Annotated in this window: 24 protein-coding genes and 1 pseudogene; 12 read left to right on the top strand and 13 right to left on the bottom strand. The window is 64.3% G+C overall.

Going from position 1 to position 26086, the window contains the following annotated elements; genetic code table 11:
- Nucleotides 1–270: 270 nt before the first annotated feature.
- The 3 genes from GFY24_RS28500 to GFY24_RS28490 form a co-directional block, all read right to left on the bottom strand.
- Nucleotides 271–1083 carry a prolyl oligopeptidase family serine peptidase gene (locus GFY24_RS28500; protein ID WP_153808198.1) on the bottom strand — a complete coding sequence of 271 codons (813 nt, stop codon included), beginning with the start codon at nucleotides 1081–1083 and terminating at the stop codon, nucleotides 271–273.
- A 76-nt stretch (nucleotides 1084–1159) separates the two neighbouring features.
- A complete protein-coding gene (locus GFY24_RS28495) occupies nucleotides 1160–2668 on the bottom strand; it encodes a cellulase family glycosylhydrolase (RefSeq protein ID WP_153808197.1) in 1509 nt (502 codons plus the stop codon).
- Between the two features lie 45 nt (nucleotides 2669–2713).
- Nucleotides 2714–3556, bottom strand: coding sequence for a triacylglycerol lipase (locus GFY24_RS28490; protein ID WP_153808196.1), 843 nt, complete (start codon nucleotides 3554–3556; stop codon nucleotides 2714–2716).
- A gap of 138 nt (nucleotides 3557–3694) precedes the next feature.
- Between GFY24_RS28490 and GFY24_RS28485 the strand changes: the two genes are divergently transcribed.
- Nucleotides 3695–4318, top strand: a complete 624-nt coding sequence (locus GFY24_RS28485) for a TetR family transcriptional regulator (protein ID WP_194853050.1) — start codon at nucleotides 3695–3697, stop codon at nucleotides 4316–4318.
- Between the two features lie 51 nt (nucleotides 4319–4369).
- On the opposite strand, the gene GFY24_RS28480 is transcribed toward GFY24_RS28485, so the two are convergent.
- On the bottom strand, nucleotides 4370–4987 hold the full coding sequence (locus GFY24_RS28480; RefSeq protein ID WP_309231446.1) for a TetR/AcrR family transcriptional regulator: 618 nt from the start codon (nucleotides 4985–4987) through the stop codon (nucleotides 4370–4372).
- Nucleotides 4988–5155: 168 nt separating this feature from the next.
- Here GFY24_RS28480 and GFY24_RS28475 point away from each other — a divergent pair.
- Nucleotides 5156–5428: pseudogene (locus tag GFY24_RS28475) on the top strand (Rieske 2Fe-2S domain-containing protein); the annotation flags it as partial.
- 176 nt (nucleotides 5429–5604) lie between these two features.
- On the opposite strand, the gene GFY24_RS28470 reads toward GFY24_RS28475, so the two are convergent.
- Nucleotides 5605–6039 carry a nitroreductase family deazaflavin-dependent oxidoreductase gene (locus tag GFY24_RS28470; protein ID WP_228566731.1) on the bottom strand — a complete coding sequence of 145 codons (435 nt, stop codon included), beginning with the start codon at nucleotides 6037–6039 and terminating at the stop codon, nucleotides 5605–5607.
- Nucleotides 6040–6223: 184 nt separating this feature from the next.
- Between GFY24_RS28470 and GFY24_RS28465 the strand changes: the two genes are divergently transcribed.
- The 4 genes from GFY24_RS28465 to GFY24_RS28450 all read left to right on the top strand — a co-directional run bounded on the left by GFY24_RS28465 (nucleotide 6224) and on the right by GFY24_RS28450 (nucleotide 10396).
- Entirely contained in the window at nucleotides 6224–6841 is a 618-nt protein-coding gene (locus GFY24_RS28465; RefSeq protein ID WP_309231445.1) for a TetR/AcrR family transcriptional regulator, read from the top strand.
- 163 nt (nucleotides 6842–7004) lie between these two features.
- Nucleotides 7005–8042, top strand: coding sequence for an alpha/beta fold hydrolase (locus tag GFY24_RS28460; RefSeq protein ID WP_153808193.1), 1038 nt, complete (start codon nucleotides 7005–7007; stop codon nucleotides 8040–8042).
- Between the two features lie 344 nt (nucleotides 8043–8386).
- Nucleotides 8387–9577: a CdaR family transcriptional regulator gene (locus GFY24_RS28455; RefSeq protein ID WP_194853049.1), complete on the top strand. Its 1191-nt coding sequence runs from the start codon at nucleotides 8387–8389 to the stop codon at nucleotides 9575–9577.
- A 123-nt stretch (nucleotides 9578–9700) separates the two neighbouring features.
- Nucleotides 9701–10396, top strand: a complete 696-nt coding sequence (locus GFY24_RS28450; protein ID WP_153808191.1) for a hypothetical protein — start codon at nucleotides 9701–9703, stop codon at nucleotides 10394–10396.
- Between the two features lie 27 nt (nucleotides 10397–10423).
- Here GFY24_RS28450 and GFY24_RS28445 read toward each other — a convergent pair whose 3' ends face one another.
- Nucleotides 10424–11512, bottom strand: coding sequence for a diacylglycerol kinase (locus GFY24_RS28445; protein ID WP_153808190.1), 1089 nt, complete (start codon nucleotides 11510–11512; stop codon nucleotides 10424–10426).
- A gap of 115 nt (nucleotides 11513–11627) precedes the next feature.
- Here GFY24_RS28445 and GFY24_RS28440 point away from each other — a divergent pair, with 115 nt between their 5' ends.
- Nucleotides 11628–12365 (top strand): glucose 1-dehydrogenase, encoded by a 738-nt coding sequence (locus GFY24_RS28440; RefSeq protein WP_153808189.1) that lies wholly within the window; start codon nucleotides 11628–11630, stop codon nucleotides 12363–12365.
- A gap of 45 nt (nucleotides 12366–12410) precedes the next feature.
- On the opposite strand, the gene GFY24_RS28435 is transcribed toward GFY24_RS28440, so the two are convergent.
- On the bottom strand, nucleotides 12411–12986 hold the full coding sequence (locus tag GFY24_RS28435; RefSeq protein WP_153808188.1) for a TetR/AcrR family transcriptional regulator: 576 nt from the start codon (nucleotides 12984–12986) through the stop codon (nucleotides 12411–12413).
- A gap of 112 nt (nucleotides 12987–13098) precedes the next feature.
- Between GFY24_RS28435 and GFY24_RS28430 the strand changes: the two genes are divergently transcribed.
- Nucleotides 13099–13641: a TetR family transcriptional regulator gene (locus GFY24_RS28430; RefSeq protein WP_194853048.1), complete on the top strand. Its 543-nt coding sequence runs from the start codon at nucleotides 13099–13101 to the stop codon at nucleotides 13639–13641.
- A 161-nt stretch (nucleotides 13642–13802) separates the two neighbouring features.
- Here GFY24_RS28430 and GFY24_RS28425 read toward each other — a convergent pair whose 3' ends face one another.
- Genes GFY24_RS28425 through GFY24_RS28400 form a run of 6 tightly spaced genes read right to left on the bottom strand, consistent with a single transcriptional unit; the run spans nucleotide 13803 to nucleotide 19489 of the window.
- Nucleotides 13803–15422: an acyl-CoA synthetase gene (locus GFY24_RS28425; RefSeq protein WP_153808186.1), complete on the bottom strand. Its 1620-nt coding sequence runs from the start codon at nucleotides 15420–15422 to the stop codon at nucleotides 13803–13805.
- 26 nt (nucleotides 15423–15448) lie between these two features.
- Nucleotides 15449–16708, bottom strand: a complete 1260-nt coding sequence (locus GFY24_RS28420) for a hypothetical protein (protein WP_309231448.1) — start codon at nucleotides 16706–16708, stop codon at nucleotides 15449–15451.
- A complete protein-coding gene (locus GFY24_RS28415) occupies nucleotides 16705–17256 on the bottom strand; it encodes a nuclear transport factor 2 family protein (protein ID WP_153808184.1) in 552 nt (183 codons plus the stop codon). The genes GFY24_RS28420 and GFY24_RS28415 overlap by 4 nt, the downstream gene beginning before the upstream one ends.
- Before the next feature lie 30 nt (nucleotides 17257–17286).
- Nucleotides 17287–17490, bottom strand: coding sequence for a ferredoxin (locus GFY24_RS28410; RefSeq protein ID WP_153808183.1), 204 nt, complete (start codon nucleotides 17488–17490; stop codon nucleotides 17287–17289).
- Nucleotides 17487–18284, bottom strand: coding sequence for an SDR family oxidoreductase (locus GFY24_RS28405; RefSeq protein ID WP_153808182.1), 798 nt, complete (start codon nucleotides 18282–18284; stop codon nucleotides 17487–17489). The genes GFY24_RS28410 and GFY24_RS28405 overlap by 4 nt, the downstream gene beginning before the upstream one ends.
- Nucleotides 18284–19489, bottom strand: coding sequence for a cytochrome P450 (locus GFY24_RS28400; protein ID WP_153808181.1), 1206 nt, complete (start codon nucleotides 19487–19489; stop codon nucleotides 18284–18286). Before GFY24_RS28400 ends, GFY24_RS28405 begins: the two co-directional genes overlap by 1 nt.
- 425 nt (nucleotides 19490–19914) lie before the next feature.
- Here GFY24_RS28400 and GFY24_RS28395 point away from each other — a divergent pair, with 425 nt between their 5' ends.
- The 4 genes from GFY24_RS28395 (at nucleotide 19915) to GFY24_RS28380 (ending at nucleotide 26003) form a co-directional block, all read left to right on the top strand.
- Nucleotides 19915–21087, top strand: a complete 1173-nt coding sequence (locus GFY24_RS28395) for an SRPBCC family protein (protein WP_153808180.1) — start codon at nucleotides 19915–19917, stop codon at nucleotides 21085–21087.
- A 524-nt stretch (nucleotides 21088–21611) separates the two neighbouring features.
- Complete coding sequence (locus tag GFY24_RS28390) at nucleotides 21612–22607, top strand: alpha/beta hydrolase (protein WP_228566727.1); 996 nt, start codon at nucleotides 21612–21614, stop codon at nucleotides 22605–22607.
- 706 nt (nucleotides 22608–23313) lie between these two features.
- Entirely contained in the window at nucleotides 23314–25134 is a 1821-nt protein-coding gene (locus GFY24_RS28385) for a caspase family protein (RefSeq protein ID WP_153808179.1), read from the top strand.
- A gap of 92 nt (nucleotides 25135–25226) precedes the next feature.
- Nucleotides 25227–26003, top strand: a complete 777-nt coding sequence (locus GFY24_RS28380) for a hypothetical protein (protein ID WP_153808178.1) — start codon at nucleotides 25227–25229, stop codon at nucleotides 26001–26003.
- The last annotated feature ends 83 nt before the right edge of the window (nucleotides 26004–26086 follow it).

Raw genomic sequence — 26086 nt, 5'->3', positions numbered from 1 at the left:
GCTGCGTCCGTGACTACGAACGCCTGCCCGACCACCACGAAGCCATGGTCACCTGGTCGATGATCATGCTGATGTCCCGCCGCCTCGCCCGCCAACGGAAATGATCAGTTGGCGGACAGGCACTGAGGCCCTGGCTTGGTTCGCACTCGATAGTTGTCTCGTTCTCGTGGAGTTCTACCGGTTGATGTGGACCGACCTCGGGAAGTATGCCGTGCGCGGTGACAACTACGACTGGAACATCGCCGAGAAATGCCGCGCCGAACCGGGTGCCTACTTGGCGAGGTGCGTGGCGAACCATGTGGTGAGGATGTCGTCCACCGTCTTGGCGATCGGCAGTTGCGGGGCCGGCTCGATACCGGGTTCCTCGGCAAGTGGGTGTGCCAGACCGGCCACGGTGATCAGTTCGGCGTCGGCTCCGCGGCCTCGCGCGGCAGCGACCAGGGCGGCGGCGTAAATTCGGAACGGCGGGTAGTCCAGTTCGCCGCTGACCACCAATAGTGCTGTGCGGTCAACGATTTCGTCGGCCCTGGCAACGAAATCGAGGTGGTCGGCAATTTCGTGAGCCTCCCGGTCCCAGGGATAGGAACTTCTGAAGAGCCTCTCGACGAGGGCGACCACCGACCGTGCCCGAATCGCGGGATTGACCAGCGCGGCGGCGCGCACGGGAACCTCCGCCCGCGCGAGGGTCAGCAACGCGACCGCACCACCGAGGGACCCGCCGAGGATGCCGATCGGCCCATCGTCGATGGACAACTGCGCGCGCACCGACGCCAGCGCTGCCGGGAACTCGTCGGCGGCCGAGCGCACGATCATGTTTGTGTAGGACCGCAACGAGTCACGTCGCATGAGTTCGATGCCTGCGGCCATGCCGCCCTCGACCATCCGCGCACCGCACAAGGGCATCCCCAGGTATATCCGCCACGCCTCGACATCGGACATCGGCAATGCGGCGGCGAACGCCGCGTCCGAACGCGGCGCATCGAGCATGTGCCAAGCCACCAGCACAGGCGCGGCGCTGTCACCGCTGCTTGGTGGCAACGCCGTGAAGGGGACGCCTGCGGCGGTACCGGTGATCGTATTCATGCTCGAACCATAAGAGCGACAGGACAATTCACGAAACAGTGTCCCTTCAGATGGAGTGAATTTCGGGTGTCGTTGCTCAGCCGGTGGGGTGTCGGTCATGGATCATTACCGAGACCAGACCCGAGCCGTCCGGTGCGATGTGTGTGCGATGGTCGTCTCCGGGGGCGGTCGCGCGACCGCCGTCCACAATGATCTCCGCGCCGTTGGGGTAGTGCAGGGGGCTCACGAAGATCTCTGTCGGGGCATCGGCGGGTCGGGGGTCGTAGGTATAGCGGAAGTCCCCGGTCCCCGCGTCGAATGACAGCGATCGTGGAATCCCCGCCGTGGCTTGGGGATAAGTGCGCACGAGGGTGCGTAGCTTTTCAGTCTTGACCGAGTCGAGGTCGCCGTCGGAGAGGAACAGTCCCTGGTTGGTGTCGGCGGTTGTCGGGTCGTTCCATGTTTTGTATGCCCAGTGCATCCAGCTGGTGAAGTTTCGATCCGCCGCGTCGGTGTCGATGGCGAGGGCTCGAACGCTGTCGGTCGCGCCGAATTCGCTCATCATCGCGACCGCGCCCATACGGTCGCCCTGCTGGAGGGCACGCCGGTTGGCTTCGTTGCTGTAGTCGGCGCAGCCGTCTACGCCGGTGAGGGGAAGTCCCCGCGATTGCAGGAAGATCTGGGGGCAGTAGTTGTGCCAGGAGTAGCCGATCTGGTTGTCGTCGACCGGTCCGTAGAAGGTCGGGATGTCGCGGCCACCGGCGAGCTGCTGTGGCTCGTACCAGATCAGACCGCTCGGGTCGACCTGCCTGATCGCGACCCGAGCGCGTTCCATGGCCGGTTGCAGTTCGGTGCGGTAGTGCTCCGCGCATCCGGTGACAGCGCAATCGGGGTATTCGGTTCCGGCCCAGGGTTCGTTGAGTACGTCATAGCCCATGGAGTACGGCTGGTCCCACCACCGCTGGGCAACCGCACGCAGAGCCGCGGTCCATCCGTCCTGCACGCCGTCGCGGTTGGCCCAGAAGTTGTCCCAGACCACGGCCTGCTCGGGAGTCCAGTAGCCCCAAGGGAATTCAGGGGTCACCGGCGGTAGTGAATCGAATGGCGCGGGGCGTTGTGCCGCCCAATATGGAGCGCCTTCACCGCCGTAGATCTCGTTCCACTGGTCCTGATGAAAATCGAACTGGGTCCAGATCCGGTTCGCGGCGAGCTGGCCGACAATGCGATCCCAGCGCTCGAGATAGTTCGGGTCGACTACGCTGGGTGCAGTGGGAGTGACTCCCGCCCACAGTGTTCCGATTCGCGCCCCGTTGAACCCGTATTCGGCCAGCCACGCGGCGTCAGCGGCGGTGAAGCCCTCGGCGGTGTCCGGTGGCACGTACGGCGCGCGTTTCCAGACCAGATTGACGCCGTGCACGATGACCACCCGACCGAACTGGTCGACGAGCCAGCGTCCCTCTCGGTGCAGTTGGGCCACAGTGCCCGTGGCAGGTGCGGCAATCGCGCGCGCTTCGGCCGAGACCAGCAGCATTGCGAACAGGACCAGTCCCAACCGTCGCAGCGTGTGGAGTTTGCGGTGCTGTCGTCGATCGGTTGTCCGAGTCATCGCCGTGTGTCTTTCCTTCTCGCGCCGGGGAATTCGAGTAGCGCCTCAGCGTGCGGCGGAGCCTGCGGTCGCCGGATCGAGTTGCTGCAGGATCCAGCGCCTGACGGCCGGGTTGGACGGAAGACCGGCATGCTCGACACGGATGCCGGGGTCGAGATCCTGCACGAATAGATTCGTGACGTCGGGTTCGTTGATAAACGACGCGGTGCCCGGTGGTGTGACGGTGGTGTCGTCGCGAGTCGCGATCACCGCGTACCGGACCCCTCGCTGAGTGATGGGCCCTTCATTGAGGGCGCTGACGAAGGCGGAGTCGGTCTCCATATCGGCGCAGGCGGGGCAGGCCAATGCGCGCAGCGCTGGGTCTGCGGCCGTACGTTGTGGGCTGCCCGGCGGCAGAATATCGACCACACCGCTCAATGTCGTTCCGTGCGTTGGGGGTGCGAGCAGGACCTCGGCTCCCACCCGGTCCGCGTGCCCCATGTTCTTGGCGTAGTACTCGGCGAGGGCGCCGCCCTGAGATTGCCCGACAATGTCGACCTTGGCCGCGCCGGTGGCGGCCAGGACCCTATCGACGAATGCCTCGACCTGATCGGCGGATTCGGCCAGCGGGCCGAGCCCGGATGACTGGAGGATCGGCCGCGCGCTGTATCCGTAGTCGAGGGCGAAGACGCAGTAGCCCGCAGCGGTCAGATCCGGCGTCAGCTGGTTCCATTCCGCGGCGCCGTTCATGGTGCCGTGCAACAGAACTACCGGATGGGGGTGGTCTGTGGTGGGGCGGCACGCCCAGTCGTTGAGTGTCGTCGTGGTGGGTGCGGCAATCGCCGCCGGCGCGTTCAGCGCGAACGCCGTGGCGATGACAGCAACGACCAGTACTGGGTAGCGGGGCATTCGGGATCCCTTCGATATCCGGCCGCTCACGGCGCAGATCACTCAATCCACATACATTCACGTATCCGGATTCATGAGCGTATTTGGGTAGTGTGTGTACTCGGCCTTGCCCTTGTCAAGACTGGATGGAGAACGACGTTGCCGAGACTCACGCGTGCCGAAAGTGTGCTGCGGACCCGGGCTGCGTTACTGCGCGCCGCGGAGGAAGTGTTCGCGGACAAGGGATTTGCCGAAGCGACACTCGATGATATCGCCGATCGGGCGGGGTTCTCCCGTGGCGCGGTGTATGCGAATTTCGCGAACAAGACCGAGTTGTTCCTGGCCCTGCTCGACGATTGGCTGCAACGCGAGATCGAGAGCAGGTCGGGCCTGACCGACCCCGCCCACAACGCGCAGCAGGACATCGACGCGCTGTCAGGGCGCGGTGGAAACCGATTCGCCGACAGCAAACGGTTCCTGCTGCTCATCGAGTTCCGGCTCTACGCGTTGCGCCACCCCGAGGTCGCAGCACGCCTTCGTGATTACGATCGAGCCTCGACCGACTGGTTCGCCACGGTCATCGAACAGGTCGCCGCCGCGTCGGAGATATCGCTGCCCGCGCCCGTACACCAGATCGCACTACTTGTGCTCGCGTTGGAACACGGCATCGCCACCCTCGCGCATACCGATCCCGAACGTGTTCCACACGAGGCGTTCCTGGATTCGCTGACCCTGCTCAACCGCGCGCTCAGCGCGCTGGCGAATACGGACTCGGCGCAATAAGGTCCGCGCGCCCACCCCACCCGTGGGGACAGTACCCACGGAAAGCCTTTCTCAGGCTTGAAGATAGGCCACGATGCTGCCGGTGAGCCCGGCGAGGGCATCGTCGAGGTTGCCGTAGGTTCCCAGCGTGCGCTCGGAGGTGATGCCGCGCATCGCCGCGGGGATCAGCGCGGCCACCTGTCGCACCTTGACAGGGTCGACCCCCAGATCCGCGAACGCGCGTTGGCAGGCGTGGTCCCAGTTCGGTTTCCACGACGCCAATTCCGCAGCGGTGAGCGGGAATTCGCGTTCGAGTTCGGCGTGCTCCCGAGGCAGCGCGGCGCGCAATGTCTCGATGGCAAGGGATTCCGGCGTGCGCAGGCCGACGGCCATGGCGTCGACGAGGGCCGCGACGCGTTCGCGCAATGTCCCGTCCGGCCGCAGGTTGGCGGGCAGGTCGCCGCGTTTATCGGCGGTGTAGCGCAGCACGGCGGCCCACAACCCGTCGATACCACCGAACTGATACTTGACCACACCCCAGGTGGCACCGATATCGCGAGCGATGCGATTGCCCGATACCGCCGCTGGATCGCCGGTGGCCAACGACGTGATGGCCGCCTGAATCATACTGTCCCGCGACTGGATACCACGCCTGTTCGCGCGTCGCCCACCGATCGCCGCTTCCGTCACGGGGATCGACTATAGCCGCTCTGAGCTGCGCGATCGAGTTTCACAGACCCCTCTTGTATCTTTTCATAGAGGGTTCTATTCTAATTTCGCGCTGCGATCGGCGGCACCGCCACCCAGCGCACTGCCGTGTCGGCATGTGTAGTGGCCGAATGCCTTTGGAGGAGTTCGATGGCAAAACCACCCCTGTCCATGGAACCGACGGGCTGGTTCCAAGTGGCGTGGTGTACCGAGATCACCGTCGACGCTGTCCACCGGATGAAGTACTTCGGGCGCGAAATGATCGCCTGGCGTTCGGCTTCGGGCCGGATCGCGGTCTTCGACGCCTATTGCGAGCATCTGGGCGCTCACCTCGGTTACGGCGGACATGTCGAGGGCGAGAATCTCGTGTGCCCGTTCCACGGCTGGGAATGGAACCGCGAAGGCCGCAATGTCTGCATCCCGTGCAAAGGATTCGACCTGTCGGACCCGCGGAACTTCGCCTCCATCGGCATGACCGTGACCGGGCTGCCCGCACTCAACGCAATCACATCGGTGGTCGCCGCACCCGCGGGAATCATCACCAGCGCGGACCTACCGTTGCGAGCCTTCGCCGGACGCTTCAAGATCTGAACCCACCATCACTCTGCTCGTGGCCGCAGGATGATCACCGGAATCTCCCGCTCGGTCCAGGCTTGGTAGGTGTCGAAGTCGGCGTAGGCGTCCACGAGCATCGGCCATAAGCGGGCCCGTTGCTGCGGATCGGCGGTGACGGCACGCACCGGTAAGCGGTCACGCCGGATCTGGATGTGGGTGTCCGGGTTCGCGCACAGGTTGCGGTACCACTGCGGGTGTTTCGCCAGCCCGCCTTGGGACGCGACGATGATCGTGTCGGCGCCGTCCGTGATGTAGAGCAGTGGCGTGGTGTAGGTGATGCCGGACTTGCGGCCGGAATGGTCGAGTAGCAGGGTCGGGACCGGTTTGCGGAATCCGGCACCGATTCGCCATTTACCGCCGACACGTCCGCCGGTGCGCCTGTAAACCCAGACTTGCGCTCTGCCAACGACTTTGAACATCTTCGGCAGGACGGGCGAATCGAGTTGTTTGGGGCGCGGGGGCTGGGTGGAGTTCACCGCCAGACCATACATTCATGACTACATGTATGGTCAAGGGTGGACTGTCGACACATATGCTGTTCGATAGTGGTGAGCCGGTAGTCTCGGCCGGAACCCATGAACAAGCGGAGAGGTGGCCAAACCGGTGCGAACACATGGCTGGTCAGGGGCCACACCTGCTGATGATCAGGAAGCCGTCGAGCGCATTCTCACCTCGGCACGCCAGGCAATCGATCGGTCCGGTGTCGATGTCAGCATCGCGGAAGTCGCCCGCGACCTCGGTGTCACCCGCCAAACCGTGTATCGCTATTTCCCCAGTGCCGAAGCATTACTGACCGCCACAGCCGTTGCTCAGGCTACACATTTCCTAGATGTGCTCGCCGAGCACTTGAGCCGGATCCGAGACCCGGCCACCGCCGTCGTGGAAGGGATCGCCTACACCCTCGAACGCTTGCCCGATGAGAAGTACCTCAGCCTATTGCTCGCCCCAGGACGCGCCAGCGCCTTCTCCGCCGGCGTAACCTCCGACACCGCACTGGAATTCGGCCGCTTGATCCTGCGACGCTTCTCCGTCGACTGGGCCGCGGCTGGATTCTCCGAAGCCGACTTGACCCAACTCGTCGAACACATGCTGCGCATCGTCCAGTCCTTCGTCATCGATCCCGGGCGACCCCCTCGCCGCGGGCTCGAACTGCGCGACTACCTCACCACCTGGGTCGCCCCGGCGCTTGCCGGATTCGCAACGGCGACAGAATCGCCATGATGGGTCGGTCACCGACCGCGAAAGTCACTGTCGCGTATCACTTTTCGAGTTTTCGACACCGAGAATAGGAGCGAACACAAACATTCGGTGAGGGAGGTGTGAGTCTCCCGGTGCGCGTTAATCTCCGTTACGCCGTGATTGCGGACATGTGACAGTCCACCGCATGAGAAAGATGCACTCCCCCGCTCGGCGATCCGGCTTGTTCGTTTTGGGCGCCGCGGCGGCCGCGCTACTGCAATGCGGAACCACCCTCGCCGCGTCCGCCGATCCCCTACCGTCGCCACCGTATCCGGTTCCCTACAGCTTCATCTTCGACGCGGTGGGTTCCACCCTGAACGGCGCCTCGGTCTCCCCGCCCGGAACAAACATTTGGTCATGTCACCCCTCGGCCGCGCATCCCGACCCGGTTGTCCTGGTCCACGGGGTCGTGGCCAATCGCAACAACAATTGGCAGACCTACGGTCCGCTGCTGGCCAACAACGGCTACTGCGTCTACGCCCTCAATTACGGCAACGAGAACGGCGGATCCTCCGAGGGCATCATCGGCGGACTGGCGTCCATGCGAGACAGTGCTCAGTCGCTGGGGACCTTCGTCGATAGGGTGCTTGCGGCGACGGGCGCGAGCAAGGTCGCCCTCGTAGGACACTCCGAGGGCGCGACCATGCCGCACTGGTACATCAAACACGGTGGCGCGAGCAAGGTTTCGACGATGATCGGACTCGCCCCGCTGGTTCACGGAACCGGCGCGACCTCGGCGTCCTCCGATTCCGGGTCCTCGGGCTCCTCCGGTTCCGGGTCCTCCGGCTCTTCGAGTTCCGGGTCCTCCGGTTCCGGGTCGTCGACCGGATCCTCGGAGGGCGCCCTCTCCGAATTCTCCGCGAGTTCGTCATTCATCCGGGAACTCAACGAAGGCGGGATCACCGTCCCCGGCGTCGCCTACACCCAGATCGTCACCCGGTACGACGAAATCGTGACGCCGTACACCAGCGGCATCATCAACGAACCCGGCGCGGTCAACGTCACCGTGCAGGACCTGTGCTCCCAGGATCTGACCGACCATGCGGCGCTGGTGTCGGATCCCGTTGCGGCCCGGGTCGTCCTCAACGCCCTCGACCCCGCCCACACGCAACCGGTGCCCTGCATGTTGGTGCTGCCGTGGGTCGGCGCGCTGGGCACCGGATCCGGCGGCGGCTCGTCGTAGCAGCACCCTCGTTGAAATGGCACCGGGGGCAGCGCGCCTCCGGGTGCCCCATCCCCGCCGCGAGGCACCCGGTGTCGACGACATTCCGCGAAACACATCCCAGACAGTCGACTGTACATATTATCGACTGATGCTCGGACATGAGTCCAGAAAGCATTGTTTCGGGCTCGGCACCCGGTTGCGTGAGCATCCCCACCGATTGTCCGAAGCGACTGGACGCCGTCCACATCACCTTCGCGAAGGAGCCCGTGGTGACGGTCCTAACCCACAGCCCTCTCAATCCGGTTGAGAATCGATGCTCGACATCCTCACCGCTGCACGACATCGGCGCGACGACGGAAAAGATGGCCGTGCACATCGCCCGCGCCGCCATTGCTTCGCGCATTCCAGCCGATAGGGCTCGCCGTCGTGAAATCGTCGAGGTGACCCGGTGCTGCCTCGAGGTGTTCTTCGGTGTGCTGGACGGCGAACCTTACCCGCAACGTATTCCGCAACTCGAGCACGCCGCACAGGTCTGGGCGCGCGAGGGAGTCGCGCTGGAGACCATCCTGCACGCCGTGCACGCGGGCACATTGCGCGGCGTCGACTTGGTCGCGGCGGCCCGAAAACGTCGCGGCAACATCACTCGGCGCACCAGAGTCGACACCCTCGCGGGCGGAGCCGGACTGATCGTCAACACGCTCGACATCTTCACGACCACCATCACCACCGCCTATGTCCACGAGATCCGCGGGGCGAGTGGCGAGCACCGTCGCCACGTCCGAAATCTGGCCACGGCGTTGCTTCGAGGCGAACACACCTCGGTCGCGGCACGCCACTGCGGCATCCCCCTCGCCGACGACTACGCGGTGCTCGCCGTGCATCTACCCTGTGCTGTCCGCGAATCGGTCCCACATGCCGACTTCGATCCCCTCGCCCAACGCAGGCTGCGCCACATTCGAGACGAGTTGGCCGTTCGCTGTGGCCACAAAACCTTGGCAATCCTCAGCACGCGGGGCGGAACAATACTGTTGCCCGCCAACCAATTCGACGGACCTGAGCTCGATCAGCTGGTGGTCACCCTGACCCGCGCGGCAAATACCGGAATCGTCGCCGCAGTCGAAACCAGCGCTCGCGACAAGGTTCCGACGACAGCCGAGCACGTCCACCAAATGCTCGACGCTTTGATCCGCCTCGACTACCCGGGTGGTCTCTATCGGTCCGGGCAATTGGCGCTCGAAGTCCAGTTGTCCCGTCCAAGCCACGCTCGGCAACGCCTCGCGGCGATGCTCGATCCCCTGGACGCCAATCCGGAACTGCTGAGTTTGCTACGCGCCCATTATGACAACGGCCTCGACAGACAACGCACCGCACAACAATTCCACATCCACACCAACACCCTCGACAACCGGCTCAAGCGAATCGCACAACTCACCGGCTGGGATCCGGTATCCGGAAACGGCGCGTGGAGACTGCAATCGGCCCTCGTAGCACGGGGCGTCCCGATCTCACGCCCGCCCTCCGAACTCGCACGCGACTCAACGTGGCGGAGATAGCGGTTGCGGGGCGGCATGTCGATCACGGCGGGCGGCGAATTCGCGGACCACCCGGCCTCGCACGACGGTGACGATTGTGCCGCAACAATTTTCGATGCATCGCAGGATCACAGAGGAAATCCATTGAGGAACATCACTGCCTTATCGGCGCTGCTCATCGGCGCTCTTGTTCTCCCGGCTCACGCGGCGTCGGCCGACGACGGTGCAGGCGTCGGGCCCGTGAACTACCGCACTACGACGACCAGCACATCCACCATCATCAACACCGATGCCGGAACCATGACCGCGCACGACGGTGTCTTCACTATCAACGCCGCTGACGGGACCGTGCTCGCTGGAACCGAGCTGTCATTTCGAGTCGATGATTTCCTGTTCCCCATCACAGCCGAGATCGCCGACCGCACAGCCACACTCAGCCCCCGATTCGATCTCCAGAACGCCCGGTACGCACCGGTGGCTCTGCCGTTCGAAGATCAGGCCCCTTTCAAAACCCCATACGACCGCGAAGTGGCAGCATGGAATCGGCTGGCCTCGACCATCGGCATGGGCGCCAGCATCGGCATCCTCGTCGGTGGAATCGGCGGCGGAGCTGTGGGATGCGTGCTCGGCGGAATTGCCGGGGCTACGGTCGCCGCGGCCACCATCGTCGGTCTATTCGGTCCGTTGCTGCCCGCCTCCGCCATCGGCTGTTTGGGTGGAATACTCGCGGTCGGGGCTCTGGGCACCATTGGCGGACAACTTCTGGTTGCCGCACCAGTTGCCATCCTCGCCGCGATCCAATACTTCACCACCATCGGTTCCCCATTCCAGGGGAAATGATCCGCGCTCTGCTGAAATCGAGTCGAATCAGACCGTGGTCGCGACGTCGGTGAAGACGCCGGGGCGGGTGACCAAAGGCAGGTCGAGGGTTGTTCGGATGCCGGGGGGCGCGACCGTGACTGCGGGAATCGCGTTCACGATGCGGCCGGCGGCGGCCACGATCGCGGCGTGGTTGTGGTCGCCTTTGTGGCTGGTCGGGCAGATGTCGACGTGGTACGAGGGTTCGCCGGTGATCTCGACGCGGTAGGAACCACCGGGCTGAGCGGGGCGGGGCCAGTCCGGGCAGAGGTCCTCGCGCAGGCGGGTGACGTGTTCGATCACGATCACCGGGCGGCCGGCGATCATGCCGCGCACTTCGAAGCGCAGCGCGGCGGCACCGCCGGCCGGGATGTGGCCCGCGGCGATATCGAAGGCGGTAGGTGCGGGGACGCGTTCATAGCTTTCGGTGATCGCCTCCACGGTGATGCCGAGTCCGGCGGCCAACTGGCGGACCGCGGGTCCCCAGGCCAGGCTCAGAATGCCCGGGCGCAGCAGCATCGGAACTTCGTGCAGGGGCAGGCCGAATCCCATCACGTCGAACATGACGGTCATGCCGTCGTAGGTGGCGTAGTCGGCGATCTCCATACAGCGCACCTGCTCGACGGTCTGGCAGGTACCGGTGAGTGCCAGTGGCAGTAGATCATTGGCGAAACCGGGGTCGACGCCGGTGATGAACAGGCTCGAATTGCCCTGGCGGGCAGCGTCTTCCACCTGGGCGATGTACTTGGGTGGCACGGATAGCCAGGGATACTGCAACATTCCCGGTGCCGAGCCCACGATATCCACGCCGGCGGCGAGTATGCGGCGGCAATCGGCCATAGCTTCGACGAGGCGGGTGTCACCCATGGCGCAGTACACGACGCAGGCGGGGCGGGTTTCGAGCAGCGCGTCGAGGTCACCGACGGCGGCGACACCGGTCACGGTATCCAGGCCCGCCAGTTCACCGGCGTCGCGGCCCACCTTCGCCGGGGTCGACACGCATACACCGGTCAGCTCGTAGTGCGGGCTGCCGATCAGGCCGGCCAACGCCAGGCGGCCGACATTACCGGTGCCGACATGGGCGACGCGGATGGGCATATCTACTCCTCATGGTTGGGACTGACCACTGCCGCAAACCAGCACGACACACGTCCGATCATCAATATAGACACTAGTCTGGATTTGATTCCAGTTCAGCGGTAGCGTGACCGGCATGGGACGTGTAGACGGCAAAGTCGCCCTCATCAGCGGCGGCGCACGAGGTATGGGCGCGGAGCACGCGCGACTGCTGGTCGCCGAGGGCGCGAAGGCGGTTATCGGTGACATTCTCGACGAAGAGGGCCGCGAACTCGCTGAATCATTAGGCAGCGCAGCGGTTTACATGCACCTCGACGTGACCGAACCCGATCAGTGGGAGGCAGCGGTAGCGCGCGCGATCGCCGATTTCGGGTCGTTGACCGTGCTGGTGAACAATGCGGGCATCGTCAATGGGGGGCCGATCCAGAAGTTCGACCTGGAGAAGTGGCGCCGGATCATCGACGTCAATCTCACCGGGACATTCCTGGGGATACGCGCATCAGTCGAGGCGATGATCGCCGCCGGGGGCGGCTCGATCATCAATGTGTCCTCGATCGAAGGACTTCGCGGTGCGCCGTGGGCGCACGGCTACGTCGCGTCGAAGTGGGCGGTACGCGGCCTCGCCAAATCCGCGGCATTGGAGCTGGCGGCCCACAATATTCGCGTGAACTCGCTGCATCCCGGGCTCATTCGCACCCCGATGACCGCGGGCATCCCCGATGATCTGGTGACGATTCCGCTCGGTCGCCCCGCGCAATCCGCCGAGGTGTCAACCTTCGTACTGTTCTTGGCCAGCGATGAATCCTCATATGCCACCGGATCGGAATTCATTGTCGACGGCGGCCTGGTGACCGCGGTGCCGCACAAGAACTAAAACATCGTCCCGAGGGTCGCACATCGGCGCGACCCCCGGGACGAGTCATGCCAGCAGCAGGTGGATGCACTTCTCCATTCGATCCGCGACATCGGTATAGGACATGTGCCCCATCCCGGCCCGGAGCATCGCACCGTAGTAGAGCAATTCGAGGTATTCGAGACTCTCGGCGTTCTCCGAACCCACCGCCTCCACCAGTCGGGTGCGCAGCTCACCGCCGATGCGCACCCGCAGGTGCGCCACATCGGGATCGCTGCCGAGCAGCGCCTGGCCGATCGCCGCCGCCAGCGCGGGCTCATCGGCCACGAGCATGGCCGCCTGCCGAAGCACCGCGATGGCCCGGGTGGCGTTATCCGCGTCGGGCAGTTCCGCGGGAGGCATCGCGGCCAGGCGCCGCCAATACACCTCCGCTATCAAATGTTCCTTCGAGGAGAAGTAGGTGTAGGCGGTGGCCGTACCGATTCCGGCTTCGGCGGCGATCAACCGGATCGTCGTGCCCGCGTAACCCTCCCTGGTCAAGACCGTAACCGCGGCCCTGGAAAGCCTCTCGACGGTCTCGGCTTGCTTTCCGGTCAAACGCCGGCGGGTAGCTTCCATATTGTTCGACAGCGGGGCAGACATATGTCCAGATCCTACTGGTGACAACTGTCCGGAACAATTCTCAGCCTGGCGCGCCTGCCACGAACAACCGATCTATTGCGATGTAATCCTGTCCAGAATACAATCTGGAATCGTGTCCAACGAAGTGTCCAGCACCGGTAGGAATCTCCGACAACCCTCTGAGGACAGCGCGGCGACCATCGAGCGCGTCCTGGATTCCGCGATCCGTGTTCTCGCCCGAACCGGCTTCGACGGGCTCAATCTCCGCGCCGTAGCCAAAGAAGCCGGCAGCGCGACAGCGACGGTCTATACGTATTTCGAATCCCGCGAGCAACTTGTCGCCGAGATCGTCTGGCGCGCAATGTCCTTGCCCTCGGTCGAGCCTCTGCACGCCCCGGCCTCCGATGTCCCGACCGGCAGCCCGTCCACACCGCTGACAGTGTCGCGCATGGGCAATGCGGCCACCACGCTCGCTGACAAACCCGGCCTCGCCGAGCTGCGAGATCGGCTGGCCGATCAGGTCCGTGCGCGGGTCCTCACCGCGCTGGGCCCCGATGCCGATCCCGCGGTCGCGGACCTTCTTCAAAGGCAGTACATCAACGCACTGGCCGGAGCGGGTGCCGCCTATGCCGCACGGTTGTCCTCAGTCAATGATTCCGATCGCGTTCAATGCTGACCCGAGGGTGCGACTCCGCCCCGGCAGGCCGGTGAGCGAATTGCAGATCGCTCATGGACAGACATCAGGCCCCGGCGCTCACCGCGCCGGGGCCTGTCTGCGTTGATTACAAGAGGTGTTGTGCAGCAACCTGTTTCGAACCCTGTCGCCAGCGGGTTCGACTATCCCGGGGTGGCCACGCCGACGCTGTGATCGGGCGTGCGGTCCGCGGCGTATCGCTTGGCCCACCGGTAGTCGGGTTTGCCACTGGGCGAGCGGGTTACGGACTCGGTGAGCCAGAGGGAGCGCGGGACCTTGTAGCCGGCGAGGTGAGCGCGGACGTGGTCCGTGAGCGCGTCGAAATCGGCTTCGGCGGCGGAGATCGCGAGCACCGCCGCGACCCGCTGACCCCACCGTTCATCCGGGATGCCGATCACCACCGCGTCGAATACCGACGGATGGGCTTTCAGGACGCTCTCGACCTCCTCGACGAACACCTTCTCGCCGCCGGTGTTGATGACCATATTGCCGCGGCCGAGCAGGGTGACCGAGCCGTCGTCCTCGGCGCGGGCGCGATCGTCTGTGACGACCATCCGGGTACCGTCGACGGTTTTGAACAGGCGCTGAGACTTCTCTGGATCCTTGTAGTAGCCCAGCGGTACGGCACCGGTTTTGGCCAGCCAGCCTTCCTCCCCGGCCGCCACCGGGCGACCGGAATCATCGACCACGATCGCACCGCGACCGGTCTGGACACGCGGCCCACGCCCCGGATCGTCGTCCTTGGTCGCGAAACCTATTCCACCGAAACCGGTTTCGGAGGAGCCGATGGAATCCGAGACCACCGCGCCCGAAAACTGCTCGAGCAGGCGGTTTTTCACCGGCTGGGACAACAGGGCGGCACCGGATGCGATAGCGACGAGCGAGGTCGCGTCCACGGGTGTGTCACTGTAGGAGTCGAGCAGGGGGCGGGCCATGGCGTCGCCGGTGATCACCATGACAGCTGGTCGTTCCCGTTGGACCGTCCGCCAGATGGCGGGTGGATCGAATCGCGATTCATAGGCGAGGGTGTTGCCACTCCACAGCCCGGTGAAGGTCGGCATCATGGCGGCCGCGTGGATCAGCGGCGGCAGGATCAGCCAGACGCTCGGGTCGGTTCGCGCACCGACGCGCGATTGCTGATATTCGTCGGCCACCGGCTCACCGGTGTAGAAGTCGATGCCGCCGCCCAGGACTCGCCACATGTCCTCCTGCCGCCACATCACACCCTTGGGCAGTCCCGTGGTACCACCGGTGTACATCATGAACAGGTCGTCGGCACTGCGCTCGGCAACGGGCCGGGTCGCGGGACCGGTCAGCACCGATTCATACTGTGCGGCAGGGGATTCGAGATGTTCACTGCCGAGGTCGTCGTCCACGACAATGGTGTGCCGGACCCGCGGCGACTCGGCCAGCGCCTTGGCGACGGCGGGGGCGTAGCTGCGATGGAAGAGCAGGACCTCGATATCGGCGTTGTCGTAGAGGTAGCACAGTTCGACCGCGCCATACCGATAGTTGATATTGATCGGAACGGCCCGCACCTTGAAACAGGCGATGAGGGTTTCCATCGTCTCGATGCTGTTGTGCATCTGGAAACCGACGTGGGTACCGGGGCCCACTCCCACCGAGATCAGATGGTGCGCAAGCTTATTGGCTCGCGCATCGAGCTCGTTATAGGTGCTGCGGCGATCACGGTGGATCAGCGCGGTGCGATCGGGCATCGCGTCGACCGCGTGCTCGAACAGGTCAGCGAAGTTACACGCCATGGCTATTCAATCTTTCGGTCGTATCGTCAGACCACAGTCAGCGGTAGCGGGATTCCGCGGTCGGCGAATCGGAAGTCGGCGCCGGTGCTGAATCGGGTAATCGCCACCTCGCCCGCTTCGGCGAAAGGCTTGTCCGCCAACAGGAAAGCGATCGTGAGTTCGTCATCGGTGTCGTCTACGACGTGTGCCGCGAAACGGGGGTTGACCCCGCGCGCCATCGCTTCCAGGGGCGCGAGATGGTCGGCATCGATCAGTGCCGGCCAGACGTTGTCCGCGACCGCACCGCTTCGTTTGGACAGACACAGCCGCACGCCAACGTCTTCGTGTTGGATACGCACGCCGGTGTAGCGCAGCGGATTCCAGGCCGGATGCAGGCAAAGCACTTGCGCGAGCGCGGCATTGTCGGCACCGAGTCCGAGTGCGTTCCGCAGTCGTTCGGAGGTGAGCCCCGCGATACCGGCGAACTGTTTTCGGCCGATCTCCGCAGCGGCCGAGGTATCGGTACGCCCGCCGATGGCAATGAGGAATCCGAGGGTCAGCAGATGCTGCTGCAAACAGACTTCATCGGCCATACGGATCAGTGCCGACCGCGAGAAGTCGCTGAATCGCAGATCACTGAGCAGCGGACCGGCATAGTCGCTCTGCCCCGCGTCACCCGGATCGATGGCGTCCAGAATTACCCGTGCCGCATAGGATTCCGCGACCCTGTCGAAGTTGGGCGGCACCGGCGGCGGCACATGGGAGGCGTCGATCGTCACCGTCCACGAGCAGACCGGATGACGATCCGCCGGCACCCGCGGTGGCCGGTGTATCGGGCGTACCTGCGCGTGCGGGTTCGTCGCCAGGGCGGTCGCGTCGAAGGTCGGGTCCTCGATGTCGTGACACATCGACCGGATGTAGTCCTCGCCCATCGGTTCGACGTCCACCAATGCGCCGCAGTGATCGAGCCAGAACGCCCCGTGATTGTGGTCATCGACCCGATAGCGGAAGTCCATGAACTGCGGTGGAGCGCCGATATCCAGTTGCAGCCCTTTGAAAATCGTCTCCACACCGTCTCCGGTGAAGCCCAGTGCCCGCTGCATGCGCCGGGTGTAGACAGGACTGGCCACCTGCCACTCCTCGATGGCGACTGCGGTCATGCCCTTACGACCGAAGGCGGAGATGGTATGCGCCATCCCCGAGCGATCGATCAGGTGTCCGCTCAACAACAGTTCGGGCACCAGTATCGCCAGTTGGTCGCGGCTCAGCGCGGCGAAGGCGCTGCGTCGCTCGGCGCCCGAACTCACCACAGCGGCACCGGCCCCGCGCCGATGGCGTACCAGCCCGGCAGCGGTTCACCGGAGGTGGCGCGCTGGATGCGCTTGGTCATACCGGGTGTGAGTGCGTTGTCGGTGATCATCTCCATGAACAGGGCGCTCACGTTGCCGAAGTCGAAAAAGTCCCGCTGCCAGGACCATTGGAAGTTTCCGCCGTAGCGGAACCAGCTGCCGCCGATACCGTGCGGTGAATAGTGGCTGCCATCGGCGCGGGTGGCGTCGGCGATCTGCTTCCACAGTCCGATGACATTGCCGCTGCGCTCGTCGACCACCACATCCTGATACGGGTAGGTCCAGCCCTCGAGCCCCTCCATCTCCAAACCGAGGGCGATATCGCGGATCTCGTCACGTCCGACCGCCATGAATTCCTGTGTGGGCCCGTAGTTCCAGCCGTAGGTGGCATCCTCGGTGTAGAACTCGGCCAGCGGCAGCCAGTCGCCGGCGGCCTCACATTCCTTGTTCGCCTGTAGCCATCGGCGCACCATCTCGTCGAGTTCGGCGCGATCGAAATCAGCCATGGTCGTTGTCCTTTCGCGAAAAACGGATTCTCAGTGGTTGTCGCGGTCGATGATCGACAGCGCCTGGGTGGGGCAGTAGCGCACGGCGCTCTCGACTTCCGGTCGCGCATCGGATCCGGGCTCTGGATTGAGGATTTCGACCTTGCCGCGATTCGGAACGGTGAATATCCCGGGGGCTTCGGCCGCACACACGGCATGGCCCTGGCACAGGTCCAGGTCGGCTTCGATCCTCATGACAGACTCCGCTCCGCCGCGGACCGGACCCGCGCTTCGGGTTGGACCTCGGTCAGCTGAATGTGCGCACCGCGCGGAGCCGAGACGACGGCGACGATGGCTGCGGCCAGATTGTCCGCGCGCAGCATGTCGGAATGGCGGGCGAAGCCCCACCTACTCCAGTCCGCGAGGACGGGGCCGATGATCTCGGGGGTGCTATCCATGCCCATGCCGGTCAGAGTCGGGCCGGGCCGCACCAGCGACGCGCGAACTCCGGTGCCCTCCAACTCCATCCACAGCTGGCGCGCCAGCGCTTCCACGCCCGCCTTCGCCGCGGGATAAGCGCCCGAACGCGGGCGTGGCGCCTGGGCGGTCTCGGAGCTGATGATGACGAAGTCACCGCGTTCACGCTCGAGCATGCCGGGAATCACACGGTGGGCCAGCCGCTGCACGCCGACGAGATGGACATCGACCTGGGCCAGGAACTGCTCGGGGGTCAGCTCGTGGATGAGACCGAACACCATATTGCCGGCGCCGGACACCAGGATCTCGGCGGGTCCGAACGTGGCTTCGGCGGCGCTGACGAAGGCATCGACGGAGGCGGTGTCGGTGACATCGAGCGGATGCGCCAGCGCCTCTCCGCCGTTGTCACGGATTTTCGCGGCCAGGGTCTCGCATTGTTCGAGGCGTCGCGCGCCCAGCACGACCGGATGGCCGAGTTCGGCCATGGCTTGTGCGGTGGCCGCACCGATGCCGGAGGACGCCCCGGCGATCAGGACCGGGCGGCGGGCGGGGTGTGGGGCGAAACGTGGCATCAGATTGTCTCCGTGGTGATGGGCAGTGCGGCGAAGCCGCGCACATTTGTCGAGTGCACGCGCACGATTCCGGATTCGTCGAGGGTGAAATTGCCTACGCGCGAAACGAATTCACGCAGGGCGACAATCGCTTCCAGTCGGGCCAGGTGCGCGCCGAGGCAAAAGTGCACTCCCGCACCGAAACTGGCGAGCGCGCCCTTCTCCGGTCGATCGATGCGGAAGGTGTCGCCGTCGGGGAACGCCTCGGAATCCCGATTGGCGGAGCCGATGAGCAGCAGCACCTTCGATCCCGCCGGAATCGTACGGCCGTACATTTCGATATCGGTCGCAGCACTGCGGGCGACGATCTGACTTGAGGTGTCGAACCGCAGGGTCTCCTCGACCCAGTCGGGAACCAGGTCCGGGTCGGCGACGACTTTGGCGAACTCGCCGGGCGTGCGCGCGGCCCAATACAGCGCATTACCAAGCAGTTTGGTGGTGGTCTCGTTTCCCGCGACCACCATCAGGAACATGAATCCGATGATCTCCTCTTCGGTGAGCCGGTCACCGTCGATCTCGGCGTCCAACAGCGCGGAGGTGAGGTCCTCGGTGCGCTCGACTCGCCGCGCGGCGACCAGCTCGCTGTAGTAGGTGAGCAGCCTCATCGACGCCTCGATCGCACCCATCGGTACGTCGAGCACCCCGTCCTCGCGGTGGACGACCAGATCGGCGAGGCGCCGGATCTCGGCGCGGTCCGGAACGGGCACGCCCATCAGTTCCGAGATCACGTCCATGGGCAGTTTGCCCGCGAAATCCTCTATCCAGTCGAATGATCCACGAGCGAGCGCCGGTTCGAGGTGCTCGCGCGCGAGCTCCTGGATGCGGTCTTCCATCTCGGTGACCCGGCGCGGGGTGAAGCCTTTGAACACCAGCCGCCGCATCCGCATGTGCCGAGGATCGTCCATCGCCAGGAACGACATCACGCGATGTGCGTGCGGTCCCCAGGCCGCGGGGTCTAGGGAGACGCCGTTCGCGCTCGACAGGCGCATGCTGTCCCGGAAGGCCGCGATGACGTCCGCGTGCCGTGAGAGCGCCCAGAAGTCCAGCTCCGGGTTGTGATAGAGCGGCGACTGCGTCCGCAGTCGCTCATAGGTCGGGTAGGGGTCGTCATGGAACCGGTAGTCGTACGGATCGAACGTGAACGGCTCCACAGAGGCTGAAGTCATCACGTGCACCTCGAATTCGGTAGTACGTACGTCCGGCCGGAGGTCGAGTGATCGGCCCGACGGGACAAAGAACTGGACATGTGTCTGGACAGTATCACCGACTATGTTCCATCACAACGTCCGACTTCTGGCGAAATTGCCGACAACGAGACGTCCGCCCACTCGCATCACACGCCGCCGCCGGCGAGGGAGATCATCGCGCCGGCCCGCACGAACTTGACCCGAGGGTGTTGCGCCGCTGCGCCTTTGGCGCGTTCGGCAGTGTCGATGGCCACCCAGCCCCTGCGGCATGGCGGGCGGCCGGGGTCGAGGACGAAGGATTGGACGATCCACCGGTCGCCGATCGTTAATCGTCATCCCGGATCTTGACCATACACATCTACCAAGGTGTATGTTCAGGGTTCATGCCGAAGATAGGACCTTCGATGACCGTTCACACCGTCCCATGCACCGCCGGACTGACCGATGATCTGACCCGACGCGCGTTGCGCCTGGTCCTGGACCGCACCACCGATATGGCCGAATCTCCCCTGCGCGTGCCGTTGCACTATTACCGGGATCCGAAGATCACCGAGGTCGAGGAATCACAGATCCTGCGCCGCACCCCGCTAGCGATCTTGCCCAGCGCCCGGATCCCCGAACCCAACGACTACGTCGTGCGCCAGGTACTGAACGATTCGCTGCTGATCACTCGCGACCGCGCCGGAACCGCACACGTCCTGCTGAACTACTGCCGCCACCGCGGCGCGCAACCAGCGTGCGGGTCCGGCAACGCCACCCGCTTCACCTGCCCCTATCACGCCTGGACCTACCGCAACACCGGCGAGCTGGCCGGTATGCCGGGCAAGGAAGGTTTCACCGGGATCGACCGCGCCGACTACGGCCTGGTCGAACTGCCCAGCCAGGAACGCCACGGCTTCATATGGGCGGTGCTGTCGGCCGACGGCGCGATCGACATCGATGACCACCTCGGAGCGATGGGCCCGGAACTAGCACAATTGGACTACGCCTCCTACGGCTATCACGACGACCGCGAATTCGTCTCCGAGGTCAGCTGGAAAGGCGCGCTGGAAGCCTTCGCCGAGAGCTATCACTTTCCGTTCGTCCACGGACAGAGCCTGATCGGACAGAACACCGTCGCCAACACCTCTACGCACGACGGATTCGGCCGACACCACCGGATGGGATTTCCCTTCAACTGGATCACCAACCTCGACACCGACCCCGCCGGTGACTGGAATCCACTGATGAACATGGGCGTCATCTACTGGATCTATCCCAACCTGATCTTGGCCAACAGCCCGGTCGGCGTGGAGGTACTCGACATGCTGCCCGCAGGCGCCCCCACCAGGTGCACCGTCCGACACAGCTGGATGTCCAAGATCCCCGCCACCACCGACGACCAACGCGCCGTCTACGACACCATCTACGACCAGGTCCACGCAGCGGTCCGCGACGAAGACTTCGCCATGCTGCCCCAATGCGGGGAAGGTGTCCGCCAGGGCCAGCACGACCACATGATCATCGGCCGCAACGAAATCGGCGTCCAGCACATGATCAAAACCTTCGCCACCGAACTCGGCATCGCCCTGGACTGATCGAACCCATCGGTCACCGCATCCCGCCCCCTTTTCGAGGATTGCGCGCCCCGACCCGCTCAGCTCGACTCCCCGCTACTTCCGCAGATCTTCAAATACGTCAGCCGTACCCCGCCTTCGCCGCCGAACTGCGCAAAACTGTCGAGACCGCGTGCGCACCAAGCACATTCACCGCGATACTCAAGGGCTACACGTGGGCCGACCCGTCCGCGTGAGCGCAGATCGAATGCGCGGGTGCCGGTGTAGGAGAACACCGGGAGTTGCGGTCATGGACGGCCGGGTGATCACTTTGTCCACCCCGCGGCTGATCACGGCCCACTGAACAGGACTTCGAAAATCACTGAAGGCGACTTCGAAACCTGGCAGTTGGGTGATCACGTAAGCCGTGGGCGTCCTCACTCGAACAAAGATTAGGACAGTTGTATGGATACTATTACAGACGGCATTTCACCTCAGCAGCTGTACACATGTCCACAGGCATACCCGTTGTGATAACGTCGCCGCGACCTGGGGAAAGGCACATAATGAAGATCCGGGACAATATGATCGACCCCCAACTGCGCCCTGCGGGCGTGTGGCTACGACGGCTCCTACCACGCTCCAGTCCGAGCCGTCTACGACGGGGCAGCCTTGCTCTCGGCCACATCATGGATCTCGCCTATCGCAGGACACCACGCGGCTTGCGGGTCGAGGAAGTCTGGATCGACAGGCCGGAGGGCTCCCGGCTGCGGGTTCTGGTCTACAGCCCCACCGCGCCGGTGACCGCGGCGACCGGGCTGCTGTGGCTGCACGGCGGCGGATACGCGCTCGGACGTCCCGAGCAGGACGCACGCTGCTTTCGCCGACTGATCGGCACCGCCGGATGCGTGATTGTCGCGCCCGACTATCGCCTCAGCACTGAACTCCCCTATCCGGCAGCGCTGGACGACGCATACATCGCACTATTGTGGTTGCGCGACAACGCAATTCGACTCGGTATCCGTGACGATCAACTCGCGGTGGCCGGTGAGAGCGCGGGCGGCGGACTGACCGCCGCGCTGACGCTGCTCGCGCGCGACCGCGGCGAGGTCAATATCGCATTCCAGATGCCGATCTATCCCATGCTCGACGATCGAATGAACACCGAATCGGCCACCGACAACGACGCACCGCTGGCGAACAGCGCCTCGCTGCGCGCGGCCTGGCAGTTGTACCTGGGCCGAGGCCGGACCGACGACGACGTGCCCATCTATGCCGCCCCCGCGCGCGCAACCGACCTGCGCGGTCTGCCACCGACATTCACCTACGTCGGCGAGCTGGAACCCTTCCGCGACGAGACCGTCGACTATGTGGAGGGATTGCGTGCCGCGGGCGTGCCCGTGGAATTCGAGATCCATCCGGGCTGCTGGCACGGATTCGACCGCATCGTCCCCACCGCCGAGGTGAGCAGGCGCGCCCTGCGATCACGCGAACGCTGGTTCCGCGACGCCGTGCGCACCCATTTCGCTCCCCAGCCGGAGCCCGAACTCGATCACGCCTGAAACTCGTTGCGGGACAGGGTAACCGCCCCAGCCTCCCTAAGCTCATCGGGCTCGTAACGCGGCCTTCGGCGCCAGCTGCTCACCCGCCCGACAGTGGCCTCACTACGCCGCGACGAGAAGAGCTCCTATAAGGCCGCCACTGACGACCCGTACTGCGGTGAACATCTCCGCCGACGCATCGGTGTCCTCGCCATGCGACGACGATCTCTCACTCCAGGGCCGGTGCCGGCACCTGCCGAGCCACAGAACTGTACTTCACCGGGATCGCCTTCCAATCAAGCTAGTCGCGCACCGCCGCCGATCGCCAGAGATGTTGCGCCGCAACGGGTGCTGCGGTAGTCAGCAGCGGCAGCGCGCCTGCCCGTTTTCCGAACCGATCGGGGTCCGATGCCGCCGACCGGGATGGCCGGTGACCTTATGCGCATGATGACCGACCGTCAGTGCCACACACCTCAGCAGGGGTGTGCATCTGGCACATTTCTGGTTACTGTTCGACTCGGGGACGCGCAACCGCATGCCGGGTTCCCATGACGGGTACTTCTTGCCGTCGTCGGGGGGTCGCTCTGCCCAAGGCGGTCCCCCTTCGGGCGGGAGATCGCTGACCAAGTTACGCGACGGCAAATTAGCCCACTCGAAACTCAGAGCCGGGCTCACGCTCCTGCCCGAAGCGCTGCGCACTCGGCGGACAATGCAGCAAACTCAATTGGTGGCAACGGTCTTGAACGGATACCGGCGGGCAGCAGTGTGTATCGGCGTAGACCGCGTGCAGACGCTGCCCATATTGAAAGCAGCAGCATCAGGAGCGAGCGCCGTCGCCGCATGGGCCCAAGCTCAAGGCTGCGACACCGCGCTACACACCGACAGCGACCGAACTCCGGTCACCCGACGTGCGATCTTCGAATCCATTCGCGATCTGGTAAACACTCAGCAGTACAACCAACTGCTCATCTACTTCGCTGGCCACGGCGTCGTACTTACCGCAGGCACCGAAACCTGGCTGCTCTCAGATGCCGCGAGCGACCCCGCCGAAGCGATCAACATGCTGCTCACCGCCGAATACGCTCGCAGTGCCGGCATCAAGCATGTCGTGCTCATCTCCGACGCGTGCCGCACTAGCGCCCGCCGACCATTCAATCTGACCGGGCTCGGCGTGTTCCCGCTGAACCAGGACACACGAGCCGACGACGCCGACATCGATACATACTTCGCGACCAGCCCCGGCAAAGAAGCATACGAGGTCAAACCAACCACTGACCAACCCGGCTACGGAATCTTCACCCACTGCCTGCTGAACCTCGTCGCCCAGCCACCCCGCGACATCATCGAATACATCGACGCCACAACCTATCCCGCCCTATGCGACACAACCACGCCAAACGTGCCGGTCTTGACCTCCCGCGGGCTCAAACAGCCTCTAATCGACGCCGTGGTCGACCATTCCGCCACGATCCGGATCACCCTCGACCAGCGGCCTCAAATCCGCGCCGAAACGGCCCTACCCCAGTTCTTCGCTACCGTCGACGCCGACCACGGCGGATCAAGCCCTCATCTTTCCGCCAACCACTCCGGCGACGTGACCAGCCACCGCAATCTGTGGCGGAACATGCTGGCGGCTTTCAGAATGCGGCGATCACTACGTGGTTACAAAAACTTCGATGCCGCCCAGGGACGCACCATCGAGGCACGCAGCGCCCAAATGCACGACGACTTCCGCACCGGCGGGGAAATTCTGGATCCCGATCCGCGCCACAACGAAACGGAATCAGTCATCGTCAGTATGTGCGGCACCGGAATCGACTCAATCAGTGCACTCGGGTGGGAACTCGCCGACCGGGGCCGCGACGAGAACTCCAGCTGGATGGAGCTAGTTCCCGCAGCAGAGTGGCATCGCACCCCCGGCAGCGCCATCGTCCAATTCACCGATGGCACGGGTACCGTGCTCGTACTGGCGCCCGGTACCACCATTACCGTTGTCGCCCGCCACGGACGCGTCGATGCGCTCGAATACAGAACCGAGGGTCAATACCGCTATGGCTCGGACCGTACCGCGATGGTGGAGGCCATCCTCGCAGCGCAAGATGGCGACCTGGAAAAAGCAGCCTCGGCGCTGAGATTCGAAAGGCGCGTCAGGGGCGGCTCCACATCAGGTCCAATGCATGCGACCAACTTCATCGTTTCCGACACAATCAGCGCCTATGGCGCGGCCGAGCAACGACTACAGCGACGACTCCGGTTGGGTCAGTATTACGCGGCACGTAGAAGCTTCCTCATATCCTTCGACCTCGCCCTGCTGACCAGCCGGACCTTCCCATCGGAACAGTTTGAAATCCTCGGTGACATCCGACAGCGTTTGGTGCATCCGCTGATGCCGTTGATGACCCGCGGATGGCTGCTCCTAGCCGATGACCCGCCTGTTGCCAGGTTGTACCACCAGGACCTCGCTCGCCACCTGATCCCCGCACTATTCACCACTCTCGAACCTGCCGGAGTCGAGATGGCCGCCGCAATACTCATGGAAGACTTCTGACCATGAAAGTGGTTCTCGTCCATGGCCGTTCACAACAGGGCAAAGACCCCGTCGGACTCCGCACACGGTGGATCAGCGCCCTGAAGGAAGGCTTGACCAACGCAGACATCGACGCAGACCTCACCGACGTCCACTTCGCCTTTTACGGCGACCTGCTCGCCCAACTCGTCGACGAAGTCGAAAACAGCCTGCCCGCAGACATTTCTGCCCGATCCGCCGACGACGGCCCGTCGGACTACGCCACCACCCAACGCGCCATATGGAAAGAACTGACCGAAACCGCCGGCCTCACCGACGACCAGATACACACAGAACTCGGCACCACAATTCCTCGCGACCCACAGAACTGGGGATGGGTCCTGGCCTGCACACGAGCACTCAGCCGCATCCCCGACCTCGACACCAAGCTGATCGATCGATGGGTCCGTGATGTCTCGCTCTACCTGACCAACACCGCCGTTCAGCGCGCCATCAACAAAGTCGTGCTCGCCGAACTCGACGACGCTCCCTTCGTGTTGGTGGCCCACTCCCTCGGAACCGTCTTGTCCTACAACGTACTTCGCTCCGCCGACCGCCACGGTCACTGCCACGGATTGATCACCCTCGGCTCCCCACTCGGCATCTCCGCGATACGTACACGACTGCACACCCCGCTCACGCACCCCCGCGATACCGACCACTGGTTCAACGCCTACGACAAGGCCGACATCGTCGCGCTCCGCCCCCTCGACCAGGACTGGTTCCCGCTCGAACCACCCATCGAGAACTACGAGAAAGTCAGCAACACAACCTCCAACCACCACGGGATCAGCGGATACCTCAACGATCCGTTCGTCGCCGCGACCATCGCCAAGTTCCTTCACGCTTAACCCCCGCTCTGCGCGAACGACCATACGAAATCCTTCTCCTCAGCACGGAATCGGCCGTCCGGCTCTGAAGTCCGCAGGTGAAC

Origin of the sequence: Nocardia sp. SYP-A9097 (assembly GCF_009649815.1) — a bacterium.
In the GTDB taxonomy this organism is placed as follows: Bacteria; Actinomycetota; Actinomycetes; order Mycobacteriales; family Mycobacteriaceae; genus Nocardia.
This window is presented reverse-complemented; position numbering and strand designations above follow the sequence as displayed.

Bases quoted from the DNA above. Each gene is read 5' to 3' on its own strand.
- GFY24_RS28500 (WP_153808198.1), bottom strand. From the start codon at position 1,083: ATGAATACGATCACCGGTACCGCCGCAGGCGTCCCCTTCACGGCGTTG.
- GFY24_RS28495 (WP_153808197.1), bottom strand. From the start codon at position 2,668: ATGACTCGGACAACCGATCGACGACAGCACCGCAAACTCCACACGCTG.
- GFY24_RS28490 (WP_153808196.1), bottom strand. From the start codon at position 3,556: ATGCCCCGCTACCCAGTACTGGTCGTTGCTGTCATCGCCACGGCGTTC.
- GFY24_RS28470 (WP_228566731.1), bottom strand. From the start codon at position 6,039: ATGTTCAAAGTCGTTGGCAGAGCGCAAGTCTGGGTTTACAGGCGCACC.
- GFY24_RS28460 (WP_153808193.1), top strand. From the start codon at position 7,005: ATGAGAAAGATGCACTCCCCCGCTCGGCGATCCGGCTTGTTCGTTTTG.
- GFY24_RS28455 (WP_194853049.1), top strand. From the start codon at position 8,387: ATGGCCGTGCACATCGCCCGCGCCGCCATTGCTTCGCGCATTCCAGCC.
- GFY24_RS28445 (WP_153808190.1), bottom strand. From the start codon at position 11,512: ATGCCCATCCGCGTCGCCCATGTCGGCACCGGTAATGTCGGCCGCCTG.
- GFY24_RS28440 (WP_153808189.1), top strand. From the start codon at position 11,628: ATGGGACGTGTAGACGGCAAAGTCGCCCTCATCAGCGGCGGCGCACGA.
- GFY24_RS28435 (WP_153808188.1), bottom strand. From the start codon at position 12,986: ATGTCTGCCCCGCTGTCGAACAATATGGAAGCTACCCGCCGGCGTTTG.
- GFY24_RS28425 (WP_153808186.1), bottom strand. From the start codon at position 15,422: ATGGCGTGTAACTTCGCTGACCTGTTCGAGCACGCGGTCGACGCGATG.
- GFY24_RS28415 (WP_153808184.1), bottom strand. From the start codon at position 17,256: ATGGCTGATTTCGATCGCGCCGAACTCGACGAGATGGTGCGCCGATGG.
- GFY24_RS28410 (WP_153808183.1), bottom strand. From the start codon at position 17,490: ATGAGGATCGAAGCCGACCTGGACCTGTGCCAGGGCCATGCCGTGTGT.
- GFY24_RS28405 (WP_153808182.1), bottom strand. From the start codon at position 18,284: ATGCCACGTTTCGCCCCACACCCCGCCCGCCGCCCGGTCCTGATCGCC.
- GFY24_RS28400 (WP_153808181.1), bottom strand. From the start codon at position 19,489: ATGACTTCAGCCTCTGTGGAGCCGTTCACGTTCGATCCGTACGACTAC.
- GFY24_RS28395 (WP_153808180.1), top strand. From the start codon at position 19,915: ATGACCGTTCACACCGTCCCATGCACCGCCGGACTGACCGATGATCTG.
- GFY24_RS28390 (WP_228566727.1), top strand. From the start codon at position 21,612: ATGAAGATCCGGGACAATATGATCGACCCCCAACTGCGCCCTGCGGGC.